At 45.5% G+C, this 18,990-nt stretch carries 20 protein-coding genes, 3 tRNA genes and 1 pseudogene; 17 read left to right on the plus strand and 7 right to left on the minus strand.

Annotated elements, in window-relative coordinates; genetic code table 11:
- Positions 1-4: 4 nt before the first annotated feature.
- The 5 genes and pseudogenes from TEU_RS03785 (at position 5) to TEU_RS03805 (ending at position 4,197) form a co-directional block, all read left to right on the plus strand.
- Positions 5-829 carry a glycosyltransferase gene (locus TEU_RS03785; RefSeq protein ID WP_050002524.1) on the plus strand — a complete coding sequence of 275 codons (825 nt, stop codon included), beginning with the start codon at positions 5-7 and terminating at the stop codon, positions 827-829.
- Positions 826-1,956: a glycosyltransferase gene (locus tag TEU_RS03790; protein ID WP_050002525.1), complete on the plus strand. Its 1,131-nt coding sequence runs from the start codon at positions 826-828 to the stop codon at positions 1,954-1,956. The genes TEU_RS03785 and TEU_RS03790 overlap by 4 nt, the downstream gene beginning before the upstream one ends.
- Positions 1,953-2,915 carry an NAD-dependent epimerase/dehydratase family protein gene (locus TEU_RS03795; protein ID WP_050002526.1) on the plus strand — a complete coding sequence of 321 codons (963 nt, stop codon included), beginning with the start codon at positions 1,953-1,955 and terminating at the stop codon, positions 2,913-2,915. The genes TEU_RS03790 and TEU_RS03795 overlap by 4 nt, the downstream gene beginning before the upstream one ends.
- 315 nt (positions 2,916-3,230) lie before the next feature.
- Positions 3,231-3,359 (plus strand): annotated as a pseudogene (locus TEU_RS12060) (DapH/DapD/GlmU-related protein); the annotation flags it as partial.
- Positions 3,360-3,444: 85 nt separating this feature from the next.
- Positions 3,445-4,197 carry a methyltransferase domain-containing protein gene (locus TEU_RS03805; protein WP_174412692.1) on the plus strand — a complete coding sequence of 251 codons (753 nt, stop codon included), beginning with the start codon at positions 3,445-3,447 and terminating at the stop codon, positions 4,195-4,197.
- A 279-nt stretch (positions 4,198-4,476) separates the two neighbouring features.
- Here TEU_RS03805 and TEU_RS03810 read toward each other — a convergent pair whose 3' ends face one another.
- The 7 genes from TEU_RS03810 to mntA are packed head-to-tail and all read right to left on the minus strand — an operon-like array spanning position 4,477 to position 11,077.
- Positions 4,477-5,385, minus strand: a complete 909-nt coding sequence (locus tag TEU_RS03810; protein WP_144244817.1) for a glycosyltransferase — start codon at positions 5,383-5,385, stop codon at positions 4,477-4,479.
- On the minus strand, positions 5,378-6,223 hold the full coding sequence (locus tag TEU_RS03815; protein WP_050002529.1) for a GT-D fold domain-containing glycosyltransferase: 846 nt from the start codon (positions 6,221-6,223) through the stop codon (positions 5,378-5,380). Before TEU_RS03815 ends, TEU_RS03810 begins: the two co-directional genes overlap by 8 nt.
- Complete coding sequence (galU, locus tag TEU_RS03820; protein WP_050002530.1) at positions 6,220-7,083, minus strand: UTP--glucose-1-phosphate uridylyltransferase GalU; 864 nt, start codon at positions 7,081-7,083, stop codon at positions 6,220-6,222. The genes TEU_RS03815 and galU overlap by 4 nt, the downstream gene beginning before the upstream one ends.
- Positions 7,080-8,351: a UDP-glucose dehydrogenase family protein gene (locus TEU_RS03825; RefSeq protein WP_050002531.1), complete on the minus strand. Its 1,272-nt coding sequence runs from the start codon at positions 8,349-8,351 to the stop codon at positions 7,080-7,082. The genes galU and TEU_RS03825 overlap by 4 nt, the downstream gene beginning before the upstream one ends.
- Positions 8,348-9,589, minus strand: coding sequence for a flippase (locus tag TEU_RS03830; RefSeq protein WP_050002532.1), 1,242 nt, complete (start codon positions 9,587-9,589; stop codon positions 8,348-8,350). The genes TEU_RS03825 and TEU_RS03830 overlap by 4 nt, the downstream gene beginning before the upstream one ends.
- 38 nt (positions 9,590-9,627) lie before the next feature.
- Entirely contained in the window at positions 9,628-10,623 is a 996-nt protein-coding gene (locus TEU_RS03835) for a sugar phosphate nucleotidyltransferase (protein ID WP_050002533.1), read from the minus strand.
- Positions 10,624-10,669: 46 nt separating this feature from the next.
- On the minus strand, positions 10,670-11,077 hold the full coding sequence (gene mntA / locus TEU_RS03840) for a type VII toxin-antitoxin system MntA family adenylyltransferase antitoxin (protein ID WP_050002534.1): 408 nt from the start codon (positions 11,075-11,077) through the stop codon (positions 10,670-10,672).
- Positions 11,078-11,156: 79 nt separating this feature from the next.
- Here mntA and TEU_RS03845 point away from each other — a divergent pair, with 79 nt between their 5' ends.
- The 12 genes from TEU_RS03845 to TEU_RS03900 all read left to right on the plus strand — a co-directional run bounded on the left by TEU_RS03845 (position 11,157) and on the right by TEU_RS03900 (position 18,977).
- Complete coding sequence (locus TEU_RS03845; RefSeq protein ID WP_050002535.1) at positions 11,157-12,101, plus strand: NAD-dependent epimerase/dehydratase family protein; 945 nt, start codon at positions 11,157-11,159, stop codon at positions 12,099-12,101.
- Positions 12,102-12,144: 43 nt separating this feature from the next.
- Positions 12,145-12,222: transfer RNA gene (locus tag TEU_RS03850), tRNA-Glu, on the plus strand.
- Positions 12,223-12,232: 10 nt separating this feature from the next.
- Positions 12,233-12,310: transfer RNA gene (locus TEU_RS03855), tRNA-Ile, on the plus strand.
- 605 nt (positions 12,311-12,915) lie between these two features.
- Positions 12,916-12,991 (plus strand) — tRNA-Gln (locus TEU_RS03860).
- 389 nt (positions 12,992-13,380) lie between these two features.
- Positions 13,381-13,587: a hypothetical protein gene (locus tag TEU_RS03865; RefSeq protein WP_050002536.1), complete on the plus strand. Its 207-nt coding sequence runs from the start codon at positions 13,381-13,383 to the stop codon at positions 13,585-13,587.
- A 5-nt stretch (positions 13,588-13,592) separates the two neighbouring features.
- A complete protein-coding gene (locus tag TEU_RS03870) occupies positions 13,593-14,024 on the plus strand; it encodes a DUF7344 domain-containing protein (RefSeq protein ID WP_050002537.1) in 432 nt (143 codons plus the stop codon).
- Positions 14,025-14,245: 221 nt separating this feature from the next.
- Positions 14,246-14,839: a DUF1102 domain-containing protein gene (locus tag TEU_RS03875; RefSeq protein ID WP_050002538.1), complete on the plus strand. Its 594-nt coding sequence runs from the start codon at positions 14,246-14,248 to the stop codon at positions 14,837-14,839.
- A 14-nt stretch (positions 14,840-14,853) separates the two neighbouring features.
- Positions 14,854-15,390 (plus strand): DUF1102 domain-containing protein, encoded by a 537-nt coding sequence (locus TEU_RS03880; RefSeq protein ID WP_050002539.1) that lies wholly within the window; start codon positions 14,854-14,856, stop codon positions 15,388-15,390.
- Between the two features lie 46 nt (positions 15,391-15,436).
- On the plus strand, positions 15,437-16,495 hold the full coding sequence (locus TEU_RS03885) for a signal peptidase I (RefSeq protein WP_050002540.1): 1,059 nt from the start codon (positions 15,437-15,439) through the stop codon (positions 16,493-16,495).
- 1 nt (position 16,496) lies between these two features.
- Positions 16,497-17,399, plus strand: coding sequence for a COG1470 family protein (locus TEU_RS03890; protein ID WP_050002541.1), 903 nt, complete (start codon positions 16,497-16,499; stop codon positions 17,397-17,399).
- 2 nt (positions 17,400-17,401) lie between these two features.
- A complete protein-coding gene (locus TEU_RS03895; protein ID WP_050002542.1) occupies positions 17,402-18,364 on the plus strand; it encodes a hypothetical protein in 963 nt (320 codons plus the stop codon).
- A 76-nt stretch (positions 18,365-18,440) separates the two neighbouring features.
- On the plus strand, positions 18,441-18,977 hold the full coding sequence (locus tag TEU_RS03900) for an inorganic diphosphatase (RefSeq protein WP_050002543.1): 537 nt from the start codon (positions 18,441-18,443) through the stop codon (positions 18,975-18,977).
- The last annotated feature ends 13 nt before the right edge of the window (positions 18,978-18,990 follow it).

An 18,990-nucleotide genomic window follows, 5' to 3' on the forward strand; every position in this document is an offset into this window, starting at 1 on the left:
TATTATGAAAACCCCTAATGTCTCGGTGTTACTGCCTGTTGCTAATGAACCACTAAAATATGTAAAGTTAAGCCTTAGAAGTATTATTAATCAGACGTATCGAAATCTAGAAATCATCGTACTTGTTGATAGACCAGATAATAAAGAAGTTGTTGAGTATATAAAAGCTGAGCAAGAAAGAGATAACAGAATTAGATTACACGTAAATCAACGTCCTTTAGGTCTTACGAAGACATTAAACGTTGGTATTTCAATGGCTTCTGGGGTATATATAGCTAGAATGGATGCGGATGACATAAGTCTACCAACTCGCATTGAACGTCAAGTGGCGTTTATGGAACAGAATCCCGACTATGGTTTATGTGGTACCAAGGCATACTTTATAAACGAAGAGGGGAAACTTATACTGAATCCTAAGATTTCACTTAATAATAACATAGTTACACATGAGAACATCCAACGAGCTATATTAAGATTTAATCCATTCATACATTCATCGATTTTACTAAGAACTCAAACCTTAGAGCAAATTGGGGGTTATAATGAAAGGTTTGAAACTAGCCAGGATTATGAATTATGGCTGAGGGTATGTAGAAGATATAAATGCTATATACTCCCTAAACGTTTGATTCTCTATAGAATACGAACTCATGGAATTAGCTACAGCAAGATGAGGACTTCTCTTAAATATTCTCTTTGTGCTAGATACTTGGCGATAACAAAATACGGGTATCCCAAGTGGGGGATTATATATTTAATTTGGCCAACAATTTCATATATTGTGCCAGTACGAATTAAGCAAATAATCTTTAGGAGGCATCTGAGATGAATAAAAAACTTAAAATTGGATTAATCTTTACCTTTAACGTTTCCCTAAAAACGTGGAAAGAAAAAGGTCTTTTCTCAAGAGAAATTAGACTGTATGAGGAACTTTTAAATCAGAACCCAAATTTGGAATTGTACCTTTTTACCTATGGGGAGCACGACAGAGAATATGAACAAGAGCTCCCAGCAAATATAACTGTTGTTCCAATGCCGAGGATTTTTAACTGTTATTTTGGTAAGATCCTATACTCGGTTTTAATGCCATTAATTCACCGAAACTTGTTTAAGGATCTCGATATTATAAAAACCAACCAGATGATTGGTGCATGGACAGCCATGATAGCGTCTTGGCTTTTTAAAAAACCATTGATTGTCAGAACTGGGTATACTTGGAGCCTGTTCGAGAAAAATAAAATCAAAAAAATCATTGCAGATTTATTGGAGAGTATTTCATGTAAAAAGGCAGATGTGTATTTAGTTGCCTCTCGTGAGGATAAAATGTATCTTCTTAGGAAACACAAATGCGAGGTATGTAAAATATTGCCAAATTATGTGGATACTAATAGATTTAGACCACTTTCTGTTTCAAAGCAAAGATTATCTGCTGTATTTGTAGGTAGGTTTGTTTCTCAAAAAAATTTAGATGTTTTGATACAAAGTCTTGAGAAGTTACCAAGTGTATGTCTCTCTCTTTATGGTCATGGGGAGTTATTGGGGTATCTCGAGCAATTAGCAAGGGCTCTTAGAGTCTGTGTGCATTTTTTTGCTCCAGTTCCTAATGAAGAGATTCCCCTTATTCTAAACAAGTATCAAATATTTGTACTCCCATCATTATATGAAGGCATGCCTAAGGCTTTGCTTGAGGCTATGTCTTGTGGTCTTGCGTGTATTGCCACTAACGTTCCAGGTAATAGAGAAGTTATTGACCATATGAAAACTGGACTGCTCGTAGATGTTTCTCTTGATTCGATCAGGGGGGCAATCTTTATATTGGTATTCAATCCAAAATTGGCCAAAAAGCTTGGTCGAACTGCAAGGAATAAACTTATGAAAGATTATAGTTTACAAGTAATTGCCAAACAAGAACTCTGCTTATACCATGCTATAACTAATAGGGGTGTTCATAAATGATATTGATAACGGGAGTGGCTGGATTTATAGGCTTTCATTTGGCAAGAACTCTCCTTGAACAGGGGGAGGATGTTATTGGAGTTGATAACCTTAATCCCTATTACAGTGTGAAGCTAAAAGAGAAAAGATTGGAAATCTTGAGTGAGTATTCAAACTTTTCCTTTATAAAGACGGATCTTGGAAACTGGAATGAGTTTTATTCTTCGCTTAAGGATGTTCCAATTGATTTAATAGTGCATCTTGGGGCTCAGGCGGGGGTAAGGTACTCTCTAGAAAATCCATGGGTATATATTCACTCAAATGAATACGGGACACTCAACGTATTTGAACTAGCAAGAAGAAAAGATGTTGAACAAGTTGTTTATGCATCTTCATCCTCAGTATATGGAGGGAATACTAAGATACCATTTTCGGAAAACGATAGGGTGGACAAACCGATATCACTCTATGCAGCAACAAAAAGAGCAAATGAGCTGATGGCTTATACGTACCATCACCTTTATGGTACAAGAATGATAGGGTTACGATTCTTCACGGTTTATGGTGAATTTGGTCGCCCTGATATGGCGTATTTTAAGTTTGCCAAGAATATAATGCTTGGTAAGGAGATTGAGATCTATGGATATGGAAAGTTAAAGAGGGATTTTACTTATATCTCCGACATTGTAGAGGGAATTAAGAGAGCGATGAGCCTGGACACGGAGTACGAAATAATAAACCTTGGTAACAATAGGCCCGTAGAACTAGACTATTTTGTATCCCTGCTTGAAAAGTATCTGGGAAAGGAGGCCAAGAAAAAGTACGTTGAAAAGCCAAAGGCTGACGTTGAGATAACTTATGCAGACATAACAAAGGCGAAAGAGATTTTGGGATGGGAACCAAAAGTAAAAATTGAAGATGGCTTGAAGAAGTTCTGCGACTGGTTCGTAAAAAATTGGGAGTGGATAAAAACCATTTGACCGAAATTGTTTGTGGGGGAATATATTATGAATATGGAGTATGTCCTGAGTTCCTTAAGAAAAATTAGATATAGACGATATATACAGTTCGGTAAAGGAGTGCGGATATATGGGAGACTAATTATAATAGGGAAGAAAAAAAATATAAAAATTGGAGATTATTCAACATTAAATGAGGGTGTTCTCCTAAACGCAAGAGATAAAATAATAATAGGCAGATACTGCCGTATTTCACCGTATGCTCAATTACATACTGGGGGACTTGACTTAACTAAGCCTTATACAAATAGGCCTCATATATCTAAGCCAATAATAATAGAAGACGGTGTTTGGATAGGGGCTGGAGCAATCATTCTTCCAGGAGTTAAAATCGGAGAAGGTAGTGTTATAGCTGCTGGTGCCGTTGTCACGAAAGATGTTCCACCTTATGAACTTTGGGGGGGGTGTTCCTGCAAAAAAGATAAAAGACCTGAAATAAAATGGAAATGGACAATAAAACGAATACTACTGAGTGTAGGAGGGTGATGAAATGAGCTATAACCTTGGAATATTAAAAACTTTGTTGTGTGATCGAAAATTCAGAGTACCACGTATGTGGTCTAATAATGAACTTAAAAAATTTGCTCATTTATTTAGTGGCAGGGTTATTAATGTAAGCGGTTGGAAAGATATTGATAAGGAGGGTAGCAGGTACAAAGATTATTTTGTGAATGCTGAAGAATACTGGATTTCAAATTATAAATCGGAATATCGGGGTTTTCAAGGGACTCTGGAAAATGAAATATTCTTGGATTTAACGCAACCCTTGCCTAAAGAATTAAGACATAAATTTGATGTTGTATTTAATCATACTACACTAGAACATATATTCGATGTATTTACAGCTTTTAAAAATCTATGTGAATTAAGCAAAGACATAGTTATAATAGTTGTTCCGTTTATCCAAGAGCAACATGCGGATTATGGGGATTACTGGCGATTTACACCACTTGCTATAAGAGAATTATTTAAAAGAAACGGGTTGGAACTTATATATATAAATTTTAATGACTGGTCTAATAGTAGCATTTACATCTTTGCAATTGGATCAAGACACCCAGATAAATGGGAAAAAATACGAAATCACCCCGATAATAAACTGAATTATATTGATAATTATTTTGTTGGAACAAAAATAATTAGAAACTCAATTCTATATAACATTTTTACAATCACTAAAAACTGCTTGCAATATTTGAAAAATTTAAGATATAAAATAAAAATGCGAAACGTAAAACGTTGAACATTACAAATATTGTATCTCTCCCAAATTACGTTCTCAATTAACTTCTGTAAACTCTCTTTCTCTAAAAGCCAACCAAGTAATAGACATTCATATATTACTTGTATTCATTTAATTCTAATAGATGGCCTTTAATACGTTGGATTAGCTCTCTTTCTATGTCCGAGAGAGATTAAATTGCTTGTCGTTTGTGGATTTAAATAATCTCTGAGTTGTAGATGAGACTTCCGGTGTGCATTTATTTGCAATTTTCTCTTTAAAAAGAATGAAGAGTTATACCTACAGCTTTACAGCACTTTTCAAATCTTCACGTATTTTGTTGAGAATTGCATTTAGAAGATTTGAGAGTCCCGAGTACATCTCTTTGTAATATATAAATTTGTCTTTATTGTCCTTTATGAACTCTAGCAATTCTCTGTATGTTAATTCTAGATTGTTTATCTCCTTTTTCTCTTCAATATTTAACTCTTTAAAAATCTCTTGGTACTGATCGTAGCTCAATTTCGGTTTTTTCACCTTGTTTTTTCGTGCATACTCAATTGCTAGATATGCAACTTCAAAATCTAAATTGGTTTTACGTAACTTTTCAAACCTAGACTCCAAATATTTTCTTGTTGTTGAAGAAGATTTAAAGTATCTTGTGATGACTCGCCTAAATATGTCTCTCCTATATTGCTCAAACTCGTGAAGTGCCGATGGATAATCAAAATCAATTGAAAGATACCCCAATCTGCGCATCCTTTTAACAACGAACGTTTCTGGTCTCAATGAAACAGACTCATCTTGTATAAGTTTGATAGCCACTTGCAAATGACTAGTTCTATACAGACGGGGACCATTGCGTATAATTAGTCCAGATAAATAGTCATAAGCCAAAGGGTTCATAAAAAATATTTTATTTGGCAACCTCTCCATAGCTTCGACCATAACCCCTAATGTATTTGGCAGAATAATCATATCGGCATCTATGAAAAATGTATATTTTTTACCGTATTCAAGCGCTAGCTTATATCCTTCTTCTAAAGCCTTGGAAAAGGGAGATATATTTTTTACGTAAATGATGTTCTCTTTGTCTATTCCATTTTGTAGCACGGCATATTCACATAATTTTTCGGTTCTTTCTCCAGTACTCCTAATAACTACCAAAATGTCATCTAGATCCAAAGACATTTTTATCACCTTAAACACTTAGTGACTTCATGTGATATTTCTTCAACGTTTCTAGGTGAATAACCCGAAACGAATCAAAATAATGGCCTATATCTAGAACCCAATATCCTCTATCTGAAAGGATGTAACTTAAAACTTTTCCTGTTGGGCCCGCTGATATTAATATTGGATTCTTACAATGGGTATGAATCTCATGAATTCTGTCTATGATATTGTGCAATTCTAAAAATGCATTCCTTTTGGGTATGTTTATGTAATTTAGCGTAATATCCTTTGTGAGATTATATTTGTCACTAGTTGTTTTCCAGAGGTAAGTAACTGTATGTCTTGTATACTCATTTGCAACGATGGTTATTTCATCCGGACATGGCCTTATGCGCAACAAAATTTTCTCGAAGATATTCACGCCTATTCTAGCAAGGTGACGAAAGACAAATGCATCTCCGTATATGGTATTTGGGTCAAAATATCTAGAGAATACAATTTTAAATGGAATCCAAAAATGAGTTTTTTTCCATTTTTTGAGGGTTTCTGAATCCATTACAAGGTATCGCCATGGAATTCCCAGGACGTAGGGTGATTTATCATTATATTCTTTTAAAATCCTTTTTAGATAGTATGCTAATTCCGGCGTGTACTCCTGAAAGCGTATATCAAATCCTAAGAGTAGCGATATTTCTCCATCCCCGAATCTAATTATGCTTTTTCTGTTTTTTACCACGGTACTAATGGTTTCTACTAGATTAAGAAAATTATCTGAGTGAAAGTCGATATCTACAACGCCACTTAAGACTGTAGCATATTTAAGATAAAATAAAGGATGTTTTACAAACGCTTTCATAAACTTAAGCTTCATTTGCCTTCCCACCTATTTAAGCTTGGGATAACAACTTTTCTAACCCACTCTGTGAAACTTTCTCCAATCTCCTTATCCTCAAGTGCAAGCTCAACATTTGCCTTCAGCCATTCCAGCTTATTTCCAATGTCGTATCTCCTACCGGGATAGAGGTAACCATATACTGCAACATCTTTTGCCATATCTCTAAGTGCATCCGTAAGCTGGATCTCGCCTCCATATCCGGGTTTTGTCCTCTCAAGATATTCAAATATTTCGGGAGTTAAGACATATCTTCCAAGTGTGGCTATATCCGAGGGAGCCTCTTCAACTTTTGGCTTCTCAATCATATTCTCAATTTTATATATGCCTGGCTCGATCTCTTTTCCCTGTATTATACCATGATAAGGAATTCTTTCCTTGGGAACCCTTTCAACCGCTATTATTGAGCTTCTATATTTTTTGAAGACGTCTATTAGCATTTTTGTACATGGTGGGATTGTTATATTATCTCCCAATAATAGCGCAAAGGGCTCGTCTTCTACGAAAGGTTTTGCATATTTAACAGCATCTCCTAATCCTTTTTGCTCTCTCTGTCGTACAAAAAATATGTCAACTTCTGCAAGAATTCTGTCCAGCTCTTCCATGTATTTATTTTTCTTTTTAATCTCACTCCGATCAAAATGATCCTCAATAGCACGTTTGTGCTTTCCGGTTATTATTAATATTTCCCGAATCCCAGAGTAATATGCCTCTTCCACAACATATTGAATCACTGGCTTATGAACCACCGGAACCATTTCCTTCGGCTGTGCCCGTGTTATTGGCAGCATTCTTGTTCCCAATCCTGCAGCTGGAATAACAGCTTTCCTAACCTTCACCAGCAAACCCCCTCATAGATTTTTGCTGTTTTTTCAGCACTTCTAATTCTTCTCCCATCGATCACGATCTTTCCAGAGTAATCTAGCTCCTCAAACTCAGGCCACTCAGTTACAATTAAAATCACATCAGTCTTTTCCAGAACCTCTTGAGCTGAGTTAGCGTATTCGATTTGTGAGAATAAGCGCTTAAAGTTTTTCATTGCTTTAGGATCATAGGCAATGACTTTTGCTCCCTCCTCCAGAAGTTTTTCCACGATAATTATTGACCTTGCCTCCCTAATATCATCAGTGTTAGGTTTAAATGCCAAACCCAAAATACCAACAGTCTTTCCTTTTAACTCCGGAACGTGCTTCTTTAAAAGCCCAATCAATTTTAATGGTTGTTTTTCATTGACTTCAATTACTGCTTTCAAGATTAAGGGTTCTTCACCAGTTTCTTCGGCTTTCCTGATCAATGCCTTAACGTCTTTGGGGAAGCATGAACCGCCGAAGCCGAGGCCACTCTTGAAGAAGTTGGGGCTGATCCTGTGGTCTAAACCAACACCTTCAAAGACTTTCCATGAATCAATGCCGAGCCTTTTGCAGATGTTTCCAATCTCATTGGCAAAGCTGATTTTAGTTGCAAGAAAAGCGTTGGAAGCGTATTTAATCATTTCAGCAGTTTTGATATCAACAATCAACTTTGGAGCGTTAATTGGCTCGTAAAGCTTTTCCAAAATCTGTCTAGTTTTTTCATCCTTAACTCCAATGACTATTCTATCTGGGTTCAAGAAATCTCTTAATGCCACCCCTTCTCTCAGGAATTCTGGGTTCATTGCTAAACCAAAGTCTTCGAAAGCTTTTTTGCCAGAATGTTCCTCAATGATAGGCTTTACAACCTCCTCGGTAGTTCCTGGAAGAACAGTGCTTTTGACTACAACAACATGGTAACCTTCTTTCTCTCTCAAGGCCTTTCCAATTTCTTCGGCGGCCTTTTTAACATAAGTCAAATCAATGCTCCCGTCTTCTCCTGATGGCGTTCCAACGCAGATGAATGTGATGTCTGAGTTTAGAATGGCCTCATGGTAGTCTTTCGTCGCATAATATTTTCCCTTGAATTCCTTCATTAACTCTTCTAAGCCTTCCTCATAAATTGGTGGAGTAGCTTGGTTGATCATCTTAATTTTTTCGTCATCAATATCAATGAAAACAACGTCATTTCCCAACTTAATAAAGCCCATACCTGTAACGAGACCAACATAACCCGAACCAACAATTGAAACTCTCATTTCGACGACCCCCTAAGAGGTATTGTGTATGAACTTAAAACACTTGCTATCCCCTGGCTCACCACCGTCGCCACCGCCGCCCCCTCGGCACCGTAGTTCAGTATCAGAACGTAGTTTAGAACCACGTTCAGCAACGCCGTAAACCCCGTGATCTTTGTAAAGGTCAGCTCCCTTCCGGTCGCGTTCATGTAGCTCCCAAAGAGGGAGTTGAGGAACATGAAGGGAACTGCAAACGCTAAAATCCTCAGAACGGGAACGCTCGGCAGGAACTTCTCCCCAAAGACTATCAAAATCCCAAGCCTGGCAAAGATATAGTAGCCAGCCAAGCCACCAATTCCTATAAGGGCAAGCATCTGAAAGCTCTTCTTGAAGAGCGTCTCAAGTGTCTTCCTGTCCTCCTTCCACAGTCTAGCCATAGAAGGCATCGTCGTTGAGACGACTATCCCTGGGATGAACAGGGAAACCTCAATCAGCGTGAAGGCCGCCCTGTAAATTCCCGTCTCATAATCCCCCCTAAGGAGGCTGAGCATCACCATGTCCGTGCGGTAGTAGATGAGCGTGAAGAGCCCTATGAACCAGAATGGATAGGATTTCATCAGGAGGTTCTTCCAGACTTCCGGCCTAAAGCGAACCCTGAGTTCATCAACGAACCGAAGGCTCCACCTTATCCTCAGGAGTTCCCTCAGCGTATAACCAGCTAAAAGTGCAACTATAAACGGTGAGAGGGATTTAAACACATACAAAACGGCCCCACCAACGAAGAATGCCCAGAATCTCTCAACGGCCCTCGCCATCGCCTCATACTTTGTGACCTCATGAGCATATATGATGCGAACAAAAATCCCGGCAATCCAAGTAAGCACCGCCTCGGCTCCAGCTAAAATGATGAGAACCTTCATCCACCCCGGCTTCGGGAGGAAAAGTGTAATTCCTACAATTATTAAGAAGTTAATACCTGCTAAAACTATCTTGAAGCCTAAGACGTCTGGAAGTAGCTCTTTCAGTCTGCTTTTATCCCTCGCGACCTCACGCATGAAGTAGTAACCAACGCCCAGATCGGAGAAGATTCCAAGGAGCCCAACATAATAGAATATAAAGGAGTACTGCCCAAGTCCCTCCGGGCCGAGGGTTCTGCTCAAAATCACTATCACACCGTAGGCCAATAGCTTCGAAATAATCTCTGCCCCAAAAAGCCAGCCCGCGTTTTTGATTAACCTTAGCTTTAAGCTCTCCGCCATAGACCTCAAAACTGATAAAAAAGGAGCGGTATAAAAACCTAATCCCCCCTCTGTATCTTCGCGTGGCCTCCGACAAGGCTCTTCCTGAGCTCAAGGTTCCTTATTTCACACTTCTCGTCTATTATGGAGCGCCATATCGTCGAGCTCCTGATGATCGTCTTCCGGAAGATTATCGAATCACTCACGTCAGAGTTCTCGATGACGCAGTCCTCGCCGATGTAGGCAAAGGGCCCGATTATCGAGCGGCCCAGTATCTTGGCACCGCGCTTTATGACAACAGGTGGGATTATCTTCGAGTAGGGGCTTATCTGAATTTCCTCGATGTGGCTCTCCTTCAAAAGCGTCTTCAGGGCCTCAAGGTAACTATCAGCGGAGCCTATGTCGTACCAGTACTCCGAGAAGCGGTAAGCCTTGATGGGCTCGCCCCTTGAGAGGAGCCACTGGACGAAGTAGCCCGGTGAGTCCCTGTTCCCGTTGCTCAGATACTCGTCAAGGAGCCCCATAACCCTCTCCGGGAAAACGTAAACGCCGGTACTGATCAGGGTCGAGCGCGGCTGGGCCGGCTTCTCCTCGAAGGCAACAACCCTGTCACCTTCAAGGACAACAACACCGTATCTCTTGGCCAGCTCAAGGTCACCAACGTCGTAAACTGCTATGAGGGTCTCACCCGAATAGCGCGCGAGGAAGTCCTCAAGCGAGAACGAGAAGAGGTTGTCGCCCGCTATTACAAGATAATCGTCCAGGCCGAGCTCCTCAACGGCCTTCTTCATAGCCCCAATCGTCCCGAGCTTCTCCTCCTCGTGGAGAGTGTCCTCAACGATGAGCCCAACGCCGTATTTTTCAGCGATCGGCCTGAAGTGAGACTCGAAGAAGCGGTTCGTGGAGATGTAAACGGGCAGGTCGAGCTTAAGGGCCTTTTCAAGGATATAATCAATTATCCTCTTCTCTCCAACAGGAAGCAGCGCCTTTGGATTGTCCTTGGTTATGGGCCAAAGGCGAGTTGCGTAGCCGCCCGCCATAATCAGGACTTTCATGGTTCTTCCCTCCCCGATATCTCAACATAACAAAGCTATAAACTTTTCATCGTATTCCAAGGGCCTCCCGCCGGTACATCCTTAGATAGTAGGAATAATCGTGGTACTCCCTCATGGTCATCTCCTCAAAATCACACCTGGCCCTCTCGTCCCTGCTGAAGAGGAGCAGGCCCCCGATGGCCCGGAACCTGAAGGTCACCGGTGCGTTGTTGAGAAGCCTGACATCGACGGGAAGCCCCATCAGCCTTGAGAGCTCCTCTTCAAGCTCTTCCTCGTAGAATGGAGGGGCATTGCCCTTTACATAAACGGCAATATCAACGTCCCTGAAGGGCCTATCTTCAGTAAATGAGCCGTGCAGGTAAGCAAAAACTACCTCCTTCATTTTCAGGAGGTGCTCTCTGAGTAACTCAATGATTTTTTCCTTCTCTTCCTTGCTCAGCGTGTAAACCTGCATGGTAAAAGATTGGGGATTGAATACAAAAAACTTTCCTAAAGCTTAATAACAGCCCCTCGAACTTTTGGTGGTGATAAAAATGAAGGCCCTTGTGACCGGGGGAGCCGGGTTCATAGGCTCCCATCTGGTGGACAGGCTGATGGAGCAGGGGCACGAGGTACGGGTTCTCGACGACCTGAGCGCTGGAACCTTGGAAAACATAAAGCGGTGGCTCGACCACGAGCGCTTTGAGTTCATAAAAGGTGACATGAGAGATGCTGAATTCGTTAAGAAAGCAGTGGAGGGCGTTGACGTCGTCTTCCACCTCGCTGCAAACCCAGAGGTTAGAATAAGCTCCCAGAGCCCGGAACTCCTCTACGAGACTAACGTGCTCATAACCTACAACCTGCTCAACGCCATGAGGGACTCAAACGTAGAATACATCGTCTTCACGAGCTCTTCTACCGTCTACGGCGATGCCGAGGTCATACCAACACCTGAAGACTACGGCCCGCTCGAACCGATAAGCGTCTACGGCGGGGCCAAGCTCGCCGCTGAAGCGTTAATTTCCGGCTACGCCCACACCTTCGACTTTAAAGCCCTAATCTTTCGCCTGGCGAACATCATAGGCGAGCGCTCGAACCACGGCGTCATCTACGACTTCATAAACAAGCTGAGGAAGAACCCCAAGGAGCTTGAGATACTCGGCGACGGGACGCAGAGGAAGAGCTACCTCCACGTGAGCGACACGGTTGAGGGCATGCTTCACATCTTCGAGCACTTCAAGAGGTCCGAAAAGACCGTCGATTTTTACAACCTGGGCAACGACGACTGGATAACCGTGAAGGAGATAGCGGAGATAGTGAGCGAGGAAATGAGGCTGAGGCCGAGGTTCGTTTTCACCGGGGGAGTTGACGGAGGCCGCGGATGGAAGGGCGACGTCAAGTTCATGCGCCTGAGCATAGAGAAGGCAAAAGCAACCGGATGGAGGCCGAAGCTCAACAGCTACGAGGCGGTTCGGAGGACGGTTCGGGAGCTCCTCTGACCGAAAACTTTTTAAACCCTCCCTCTTCCTTAATGTCGGACACGCCCCGGTGGTGTAGCCCGGTCAATCATGCGGGACTCTCGATCCCGCGACCCGGGTTCAAATCCCGGCCGGGGCACCATAATTCTCCTGGGCCCGTGGCTCAGCCTGGTCAGAGCGCCCGCCTGATAAGCGGGAGGTCCGGGGTTCGAAGCCCCGCGGGCCCACCATCGAAACTTTGCCCAGCAAAGTTTCATCAAAGTTCGTAGCCCCTTCTTGAAATGCGAGTTTTGATGGGGCTTTCTAACTAAATAGTGAATTATCCTGAGTGAGAACTCCTTTAGAGGCTTTGTAAAGGGGTTTAACCTAAAAAGACGCCCTTCGGGCGTCAATGGAGAGTAAACCCCCTTAATAAGCCCGGATTTTGTTCATTGTTCTCATTAAAAATAGGTTCTCAAAAGAAAGAAAACCAAACTTCCAAACACCACAATGCAAAGAGCTACGAACTTTTGGTGAAGCTTTTTCCAAAAGCTTCAGCGCTGGCGGAAAAGATGTGCCTTTCTGAAAATTGCCAGTTTTAGAAGGGGATTTCTACTAGATTTGCTTCATCTGTGAGTGTTTCACTTGGAAAAGGCGCCTGAATGGCGCGTTTTTGAATTAAACCCCTTTCAATTGGCCATTTAACGTCAAACCCGCTTTAGGCCACGGCCCCTTGAAAGGCATGTCCTCCTCACAACCCTTTAGGACAGTTGGAACCCTTTGGTCAAGCTTTGCGCAAGCAAAGCTTGCGGGGAGTAAAATTTATAAATCCCCCATTGAACCTATCAACGGGCACAGCCCCGTGGTGTAGCGGCCAAGCATGCGGGACTCTGGATCCCGCGACCGGGGTTCGAATCCCCGCGGGGCTACCATCGTTCAAGGGCTCCAGAACCCCGAACCCCCTCTCTTAAACCCTTCTCGAACCTCATGTTATACATCAAGATGTACCTTTTCCCTTTGCGGTTTATCCAATCCTAAGCCCGTTTTTGGCTATAATCTCTTTAATGCTTTCAGTAACCGGGTTACGTGTTCTTGTTTCGAGTCTTCTCTGGATAATATCCAAATGAAGTTTTGGTCGAGTATCTGCCTCACCCGTTCCTCACAGAGAAAAGAGCTGTTTGATGGTCGGCCGGGGAAATACGGGCTTGTTATTCCTTTATTTTCCTTAAACTTCTATATTCGAACTTTTTAGGTAGGTTTAAATACTACCCCCCCGTATTTTTGTTGAGGCTGGCCTTACTCCAGCCGGGAGGTCCTAGTCATGAGAGATAACTTCGAGAGTGAGATTGTCGACATGCTCCGCGAGGGGGAGCTGAGCGTTGCGTTCATTACCCGTTTCCTCACGGAGCGGGGGTTCGACGTAACCAGGCAGAGGGTCGAGCGCACACTTAGGCGGCTGGTTGGGGAGGGAAAGGTGGAGTTCAGGGTCGGCAATAACGGAAGAAAGCAGTATCGGTTGGCACGGTGATTGCCATGGGAACTTCCTCGGTCATACTCGGAAACAGCAGGAGGATGCTCATGATAGAGTACCTCAAGAAGTCCGATGGCCGGGCAGAGCTGAGGGAAATGGTGGAATACATCGCGGAGAACGAGGGGAACACCGACAGGAAGCACAGAAAGAGCGTGTACGTCAGCCTCGTTCAGACACATATCCCAAAACTTGAGCGTGAGGGCGTCATAACGTTCCGACACGGTGTCGTGACCCTTGTAAAGGTTCCTGACGACGTTACGGTCTATATGGAGACGGTCAAAAAGAACGACATAAGCTGGAGCTCTTTTTACGTGGGGCTCTCGCTGATATTCCTCATACTTGCCGTTTCACTCAACGACCTTTATCTTGCCATGGCCTCGCTGGTTTACGCTGGTGTTGGCGTTATCCACCACAGGAAAATGAAGCGCATTTAGGCCTTCTTTTCTTGGGTAACCTACCATTACCTGCAGTTAACCCGACATTTCATATATACCCCAACGGCTCAAGGGATTAGTGAGCAACCCGCAAGGGGTTGCAGAGGCACTGCGTTGAGTTCACCGTTGCAGTGGTTGTTGAGTGTCCGAGGTCAGGGATGAACCTTCACTCTCACCGCTGGCTTCTCTGCCACAGTGCCTCCAATTCGGAGGCGAAAAAAATGAGAAAGAATCTTGCCTTAGGAATTTTTGGCCTGTTGGTGGCCTTTGGTCTCGTGTTAGGGGCTGGAGCCAACTTCAGGGACTACAACGCTGACAGGAGTGTCCACTGGGACATCGTCAGCGATGATACTGAACTCATTGACCTGACGCCCATTCAGCCCTACGCGTACATAAACGATGGTGGCGTGCTGGTTGTTGACATAAGCCCGAACAACCCGAACTATCCAGGCTACGGCCAGGGCCTGAGCCCGAACTCGGAGTACAACTTCGACGAGGTCTTTGAGGTAAGCAATGACCTTTGGGAGGACAACATGACCATCGTTGTCAGGATTACCAACGCCAACACCGCGATACAGTTCTACGGCGCGGACCACGACATTCACTATGTTGATAACGGACAGGTAGTCTACGCCAGCGATATGGCCAAGAACGACGTCTGCTTTGTCCTTGATCCTGGAGATGCCGTTAAGGTCGGTATGGACTTCACCGTTGGGAACTCACTCCCAGGAGACACCGAGAGCAGCAGCATACACATCCAGGCCTACAGGCTCGGAACCGAGCCGGCGGAACTAGTTGGCAAGTGCGGTCAGTGAAGGAGGCGTGAAAAATGAACAAGCTATTTGGATTGGCTTTATTGATGGTTGGAATGCTCCTGGCTGTTGGAGCCGGAGCAAACTTCAGGTATTACTCTGCCGATAGGCAGACGAGCTTTGATGTTGTCACAGACGACAATGAGCTGATTGACCTTACTGCCCTCCAGCCCTACGTGACCTATGATGCCGGTAAGCTTTACGTCGACATCAGCCAGTACAACCCGAACCACCCAACTGGTGGGGGAACGGGTATGAGCCCGAACACCACCTATGTCTTCGAAGAGATGTTCCAGGTAAGCAACGAGCTCTGGGAGAACAACGAAACCACCTATCCGATATGCGTCACCATAAAGACCGAGCACGATGATGTGATGATCTTCGCGGGCGACTACGACAGCCCGATAGCCGGACCCGCCAGCAACATCCAGTTCACCGTCGAGCATGGGAACCCGATTCCGATTGGAATGATATTCGACAACACAAACTCAACAATTGGGCAGTACCAGTTCCAGATGAGCATTGAGGCAGTTGCCGGAGCTTGCAACCAGTGATTTCTTTTCGGGGGCCTTTGCCCCACCCCTTTGAGGGGGAGTTGTCATGAAAAAAATACTAGAGTTAACCTTTGCTCTCACTGTAATTGTATTTCTCGTCGGCTCGTTAGCGGGCTTTTTCCTGGACAGGCCCGTGTTTCTGTCGTACGCTTACTCCGACAGCATGACGCCCACGATCAACAGGGGCGACCTGTTCTTGATTAACCCCTTCGCGGGAAACTTTGACGTTGGTGATATCATAGTCTTCCATCGGCGCGACGGCTGGACTGTCCACAGGGTCTTCGCGGTTACGGAGGAAGGCTTCATAACCAAGGGCGATAACAACGTCGCTACCGACCAGCAGGACGGCCTCTACCCGCCTGTAAACCGGTCTGACGTCGTCGGAAAGGTTGTCGTCCTCTTTGGCAGGCCTCTCGTCATTAGGGGGGGAGGGGACTTGATCCAGTCCTTGAGGGCGAGGCTGAGCAATGTCTACGCGGTGGCGGTTCTGCTAATCGTTGGGGCGTTCCTGACGTTTTCAGGGGGCTCTAAACGGAAAAAGAGGGTTAAGTATTACAGGGTGAGCGTCAAGACCCTCTACGCCGTTGTGTCGGTCTTTATAATTGCGGGCTTCCTGTCTGTAACGGTGGCTTCATGGGGGACTCTGGCGTTTACGTACTCCTCAACGCTCGCAGGGGGGCAAAGGGAGGGCTGGTACCTGCCCGGCTCGACGTTTGAGAGGAACCTGAGCGTCGAGAACAAGGCCTTGTACCCGTTCTACTACTTCCTGAGTGGCGGAAGCGAGAGGGCCCAGATTCTGGGGCCGACGTTTTTCCGCATTGGGGGCGGTTCAAGCGTCGAAGTTCCAGTCCACGTCACCGTTCCGGAGGACACGAGGATTTACCGCGAGGAGTTCCAGGTGAGGTCTTACCCTGCCGTGCTTCCCGCATCACTCGTGGCTTTCCTCTACTCATTCAGCCCTTATCTTCCGCTGGTCGCCTACGTCATTGTCCTCTCGGGGGCGCTCCTGGTATTTTACCGCCTTGCGGGGATTTCAGAGGGAGACGTCTTTAGAATAAGAAAACGGAGGGGAAGTATTCTCTCCAAGGTACTCGGAGATGGTTAGCATGAGGAAATTTATGCTCCTTACGGCCTTCCTCCTCGGACTGGTTCTGATAGTGGGTTCGAGCGGGAATTTTCGGGCTTATACCGCTAAAAGAAATGCTGAGTTTGATATCGTAAGTGGGAACGACTCTTACATAGGCTGTCGCTGTTTGCAGTGGCCAATTTCCGTTAACGCGGGCTCCAGCGTGGAGTTTACTGCCCTAACAGTTGAAAACCGGATGGACAGGCCAATAACGTTCCACGTTGAGGGCGACTACTCGGCGCTTCCAGAGGGCATCAGCGGAAGCATTGACGGTTCCGTTTACACCCTTGAGCCTGGAGACTCGGCCCCCATCATGGGTACATTCTCCGCTGACGGTTACGTTGGAGACGGCGCCTACGAGGTGCCCCTCACGGTCTACGCGGACTGGGACGGGGGGAGTGCAAAGATTGAGACTTGCTCCATGAACGTAACGTCCATCGGGGGCCCCACGATAAAGAAAGAGCTCCTCTCTGGGAACACTGAAGTGCCCCTCTACACGTACCAGCAGTGGGTGTTCAGGATAACGGTCACGAACCATGGTGCCGCAAGAAACCTAACGATAAAGGACGTTGTAGGGGGAGAGTTTGAGATAGACTCAATATCCCCGAGCGCTGGAAATTACACGGTAAACCAGCACGGAGCTTCTACCCACATTCTATGGGACGTTGAGCTGAGCGCCGGTGGGAGCGCTTACCTGAACGTGACGGTGCACACCAAGATTAACCCCGCGGGAAAACAGGAGTTCACCTCGTGCGGAACCTACAGCCTGAACGATGGGGCTGAAATCCTCGGCTACGGCATCGTCAGCGACGGCATTCTCATTAGAGCGGTCTGGGGGGAAGACGATGACTCAGACGAAAACTGTAGCTCAGGGGGTTGTTGATTATGAAAAAATCCGATAAAAAGCGTGCAATCTTGGCTGGCCTCGCCCTTTCGGTTTCCCTTGCCGTAATCTTTGCCCTGTATTCGGGCGTTGCCTACTCCAGGGAGCCCGTAACGGTGGATGCGACCTACTCCGAGGCCTACCTGCAGGAAGGGCACTTCACTGCTTACGGCCTGTTCTCCAACGAGACCATCTACAAGAACGGGACTTCCCTGGAGTACTACCCCTCCAAAATAACCGACGCGATAGTGGGAAGCTGCAAGTTTTCGTCGGACGGCGCCAGCGGGAGCTACGAGGCCACGCTCCACGTCAACTACTACGTAACCTCCGGCAAGAAGAAAGTCTACCTCGTTAACGACACAGAACTCCTCGCCAGGGACACCTTCACGGGGTCCTTTGAGGTTCCCGTTGAACTGAACTTCACTGAGATGGACTCGAGACTCAAGATGGTTCGGGAGGGAACCGGCCTGTACCGCGCCGAGAGGGAGGTTTACGTCCTCGTGAAAGTCATGCCCTCCGGACAGGAGCCGTTCACCCAGGACATCAGGCTGAATCAGGACTCATCGGGGATGCTGTACTTCAGCGGGGCTGACAAGGAGTATAAGAAGGTAGTGAGGAGCGTTGAGACTACAACCAACTCACTGTCTTTCCTCGGTGCTGACGTCGGCGTTTCAACTGCCAGAACTGTATTCCCTGCAGTGGCGCTCCTCTTCGCGATTCCTCCAGCAGGTTTCGTCTACGCCAAACGTGAGAAGAAGCCGAAGTCCAGGGAGCTTACCGCCCTGAAAAAGTATACCGTTGAGGGGACTCCCCCAGAAGGAAAGCGCGTTGAGCTGTCCTCACCTGCTGACCTTAAGAGGGTTTTCGAGCTGGTTGACAGGCCCGTGGTTCACTACCGTGACGGCGGTGCCGATGTCTACGCGATAGCGGACGGCGGAACCGTTTACGAGTACCGGGCGAATTAGCCCGGACACCAACAACTTTAAAAGCTTAAGCTAAAAGCCACCTTAGGAGTTCTAAAAGGGTTAGAGGTGGTTAGAGATGAACCCGTTCCACGAGCTTGAGCCCGGACCGGAGGTTCCAGAGGTCGTTTACGCTCTCATAGAGATTCCGAAGGGAAGCAGGAACAAGTACGAGCTTGACAAGAAGACCGGCCTGCTTAAGCTTGACCGCGTCCTCTACAGCCCGTTCTTCTACCCGGTGGACTACGGAATAATCCCCCAGACCTGGTACGACGACGGCGACCCCTTCGACATCATGGTCATCATGCGCGAGCCCGTTTACCCGCTCACCATCATCGAGGCCAGGCCGATAGGCATCATGAAGATGGAGGACTCCGGAGATAAGGACTGGAAGGTTCTCGCCGTTCCGGTCGAGGACCCGTACTTCAAGGACTGGAAGGACATCGACGACGTTCCCAAGGCCTTCCTCGACGAGATTGCCCACTTCTTCCAGCGCTACAAGGAGCTCCAGGGCAAGGTCACCAAGATTGAGGGCTGGGGCAACGCCGAGGAGGCCAAGAAGGAAATCCTCCGCGCCATCGAGCTCTACAAGGAGAAGTTCGGTAAGAAGGAGTGATTTTCCCTTCAAT

The organism is Thermococcus eurythermalis (assembly GCF_000769655.1).
Lineage (GTDB): Archaea > Methanobacteriota_B > Thermococci > Thermococcales > Thermococcaceae > Thermococcus > Thermococcus eurythermalis.

Bases quoted from the DNA above. Each gene is read 5' to 3' on its own strand.
- TEU_RS03785 (WP_050002524.1), top strand. From the start codon at position 5: ATGAAAACCCCTAATGTCTCGGTGTTACTGCCTGTTGCTAATGAACCA.
- TEU_RS03790 (WP_050002525.1), top strand. From the start codon at position 826: ATGAATAAAAAACTTAAAATTGGATTAATCTTTACCTTTAACGTTTCC.
- TEU_RS03795 (WP_050002526.1), top strand. From the start codon at position 1,953: ATGATATTGATAACGGGAGTGGCTGGATTTATAGGCTTTCATTTGGCA.
- TEU_RS03805 (WP_174412692.1), top strand. From the start codon at position 3,445: ATGAGCTATAACCTTGGAATATTAAAAACTTTGTTGTGTGATCGAAAA.
- TEU_RS03815 (WP_050002529.1), bottom strand. From the start codon at position 6,223: ATGAAGCTTAAGTTTATGAAAGCGTTTGTAAAACATCCTTTATTTTAT.
- TEU_RS03825 (WP_050002531.1), bottom strand. From the start codon at position 8,351: ATGAGAGTTTCAATTGTTGGTTCGGGTTATGTTGGTCTCGTTACAGGT.
- TEU_RS03830 (WP_050002532.1), bottom strand. From the start codon at position 9,589: ATGGCGGAGAGCTTAAAGCTAAGGTTAATCAAAAACGCGGGCTGGCTT.
- TEU_RS03835 (WP_050002533.1), bottom strand. From the start codon at position 10,623: ATGAAAGTCCTGATTATGGCGGGCGGCTACGCAACTCGCCTTTGGCCC.
- mntA (WP_050002534.1), bottom strand. From the start codon at position 11,077: ATGCAGGTTTACACGCTGAGCAAGGAAGAGAAGGAAAAAATCATTGAG.
- TEU_RS03845 (WP_050002535.1), top strand. From the start codon at position 11,157: ATGAAGGCCCTTGTGACCGGGGGAGCCGGGTTCATAGGCTCCCATCTG.
- TEU_RS03865 (WP_050002536.1), top strand. From the start codon at position 13,381: ATGAGAGATAACTTCGAGAGTGAGATTGTCGACATGCTCCGCGAGGGG.
- TEU_RS03870 (WP_050002537.1), top strand. From the start codon at position 13,593: ATGGGAACTTCCTCGGTCATACTCGGAAACAGCAGGAGGATGCTCATG.
- TEU_RS03875 (WP_050002538.1), top strand. From the start codon at position 14,246: ATGAGAAAGAATCTTGCCTTAGGAATTTTTGGCCTGTTGGTGGCCTTT.
- TEU_RS03880 (WP_050002539.1), top strand. From the start codon at position 14,854: ATGAACAAGCTATTTGGATTGGCTTTATTGATGGTTGGAATGCTCCTG.
- TEU_RS03885 (WP_050002540.1), top strand. From the start codon at position 15,437: ATGAAAAAAATACTAGAGTTAACCTTTGCTCTCACTGTAATTGTATTT.
- TEU_RS03890 (WP_050002541.1), top strand. From the start codon at position 16,497: ATGAGGAAATTTATGCTCCTTACGGCCTTCCTCCTCGGACTGGTTCTG.
- TEU_RS03895 (WP_050002542.1), top strand. From the start codon at position 17,402: ATGAAAAAATCCGATAAAAAGCGTGCAATCTTGGCTGGCCTCGCCCTT.
- TEU_RS03900 (WP_050002543.1), top strand. From the start codon at position 18,441: ATGAACCCGTTCCACGAGCTTGAGCCCGGACCGGAGGTTCCAGAGGTC.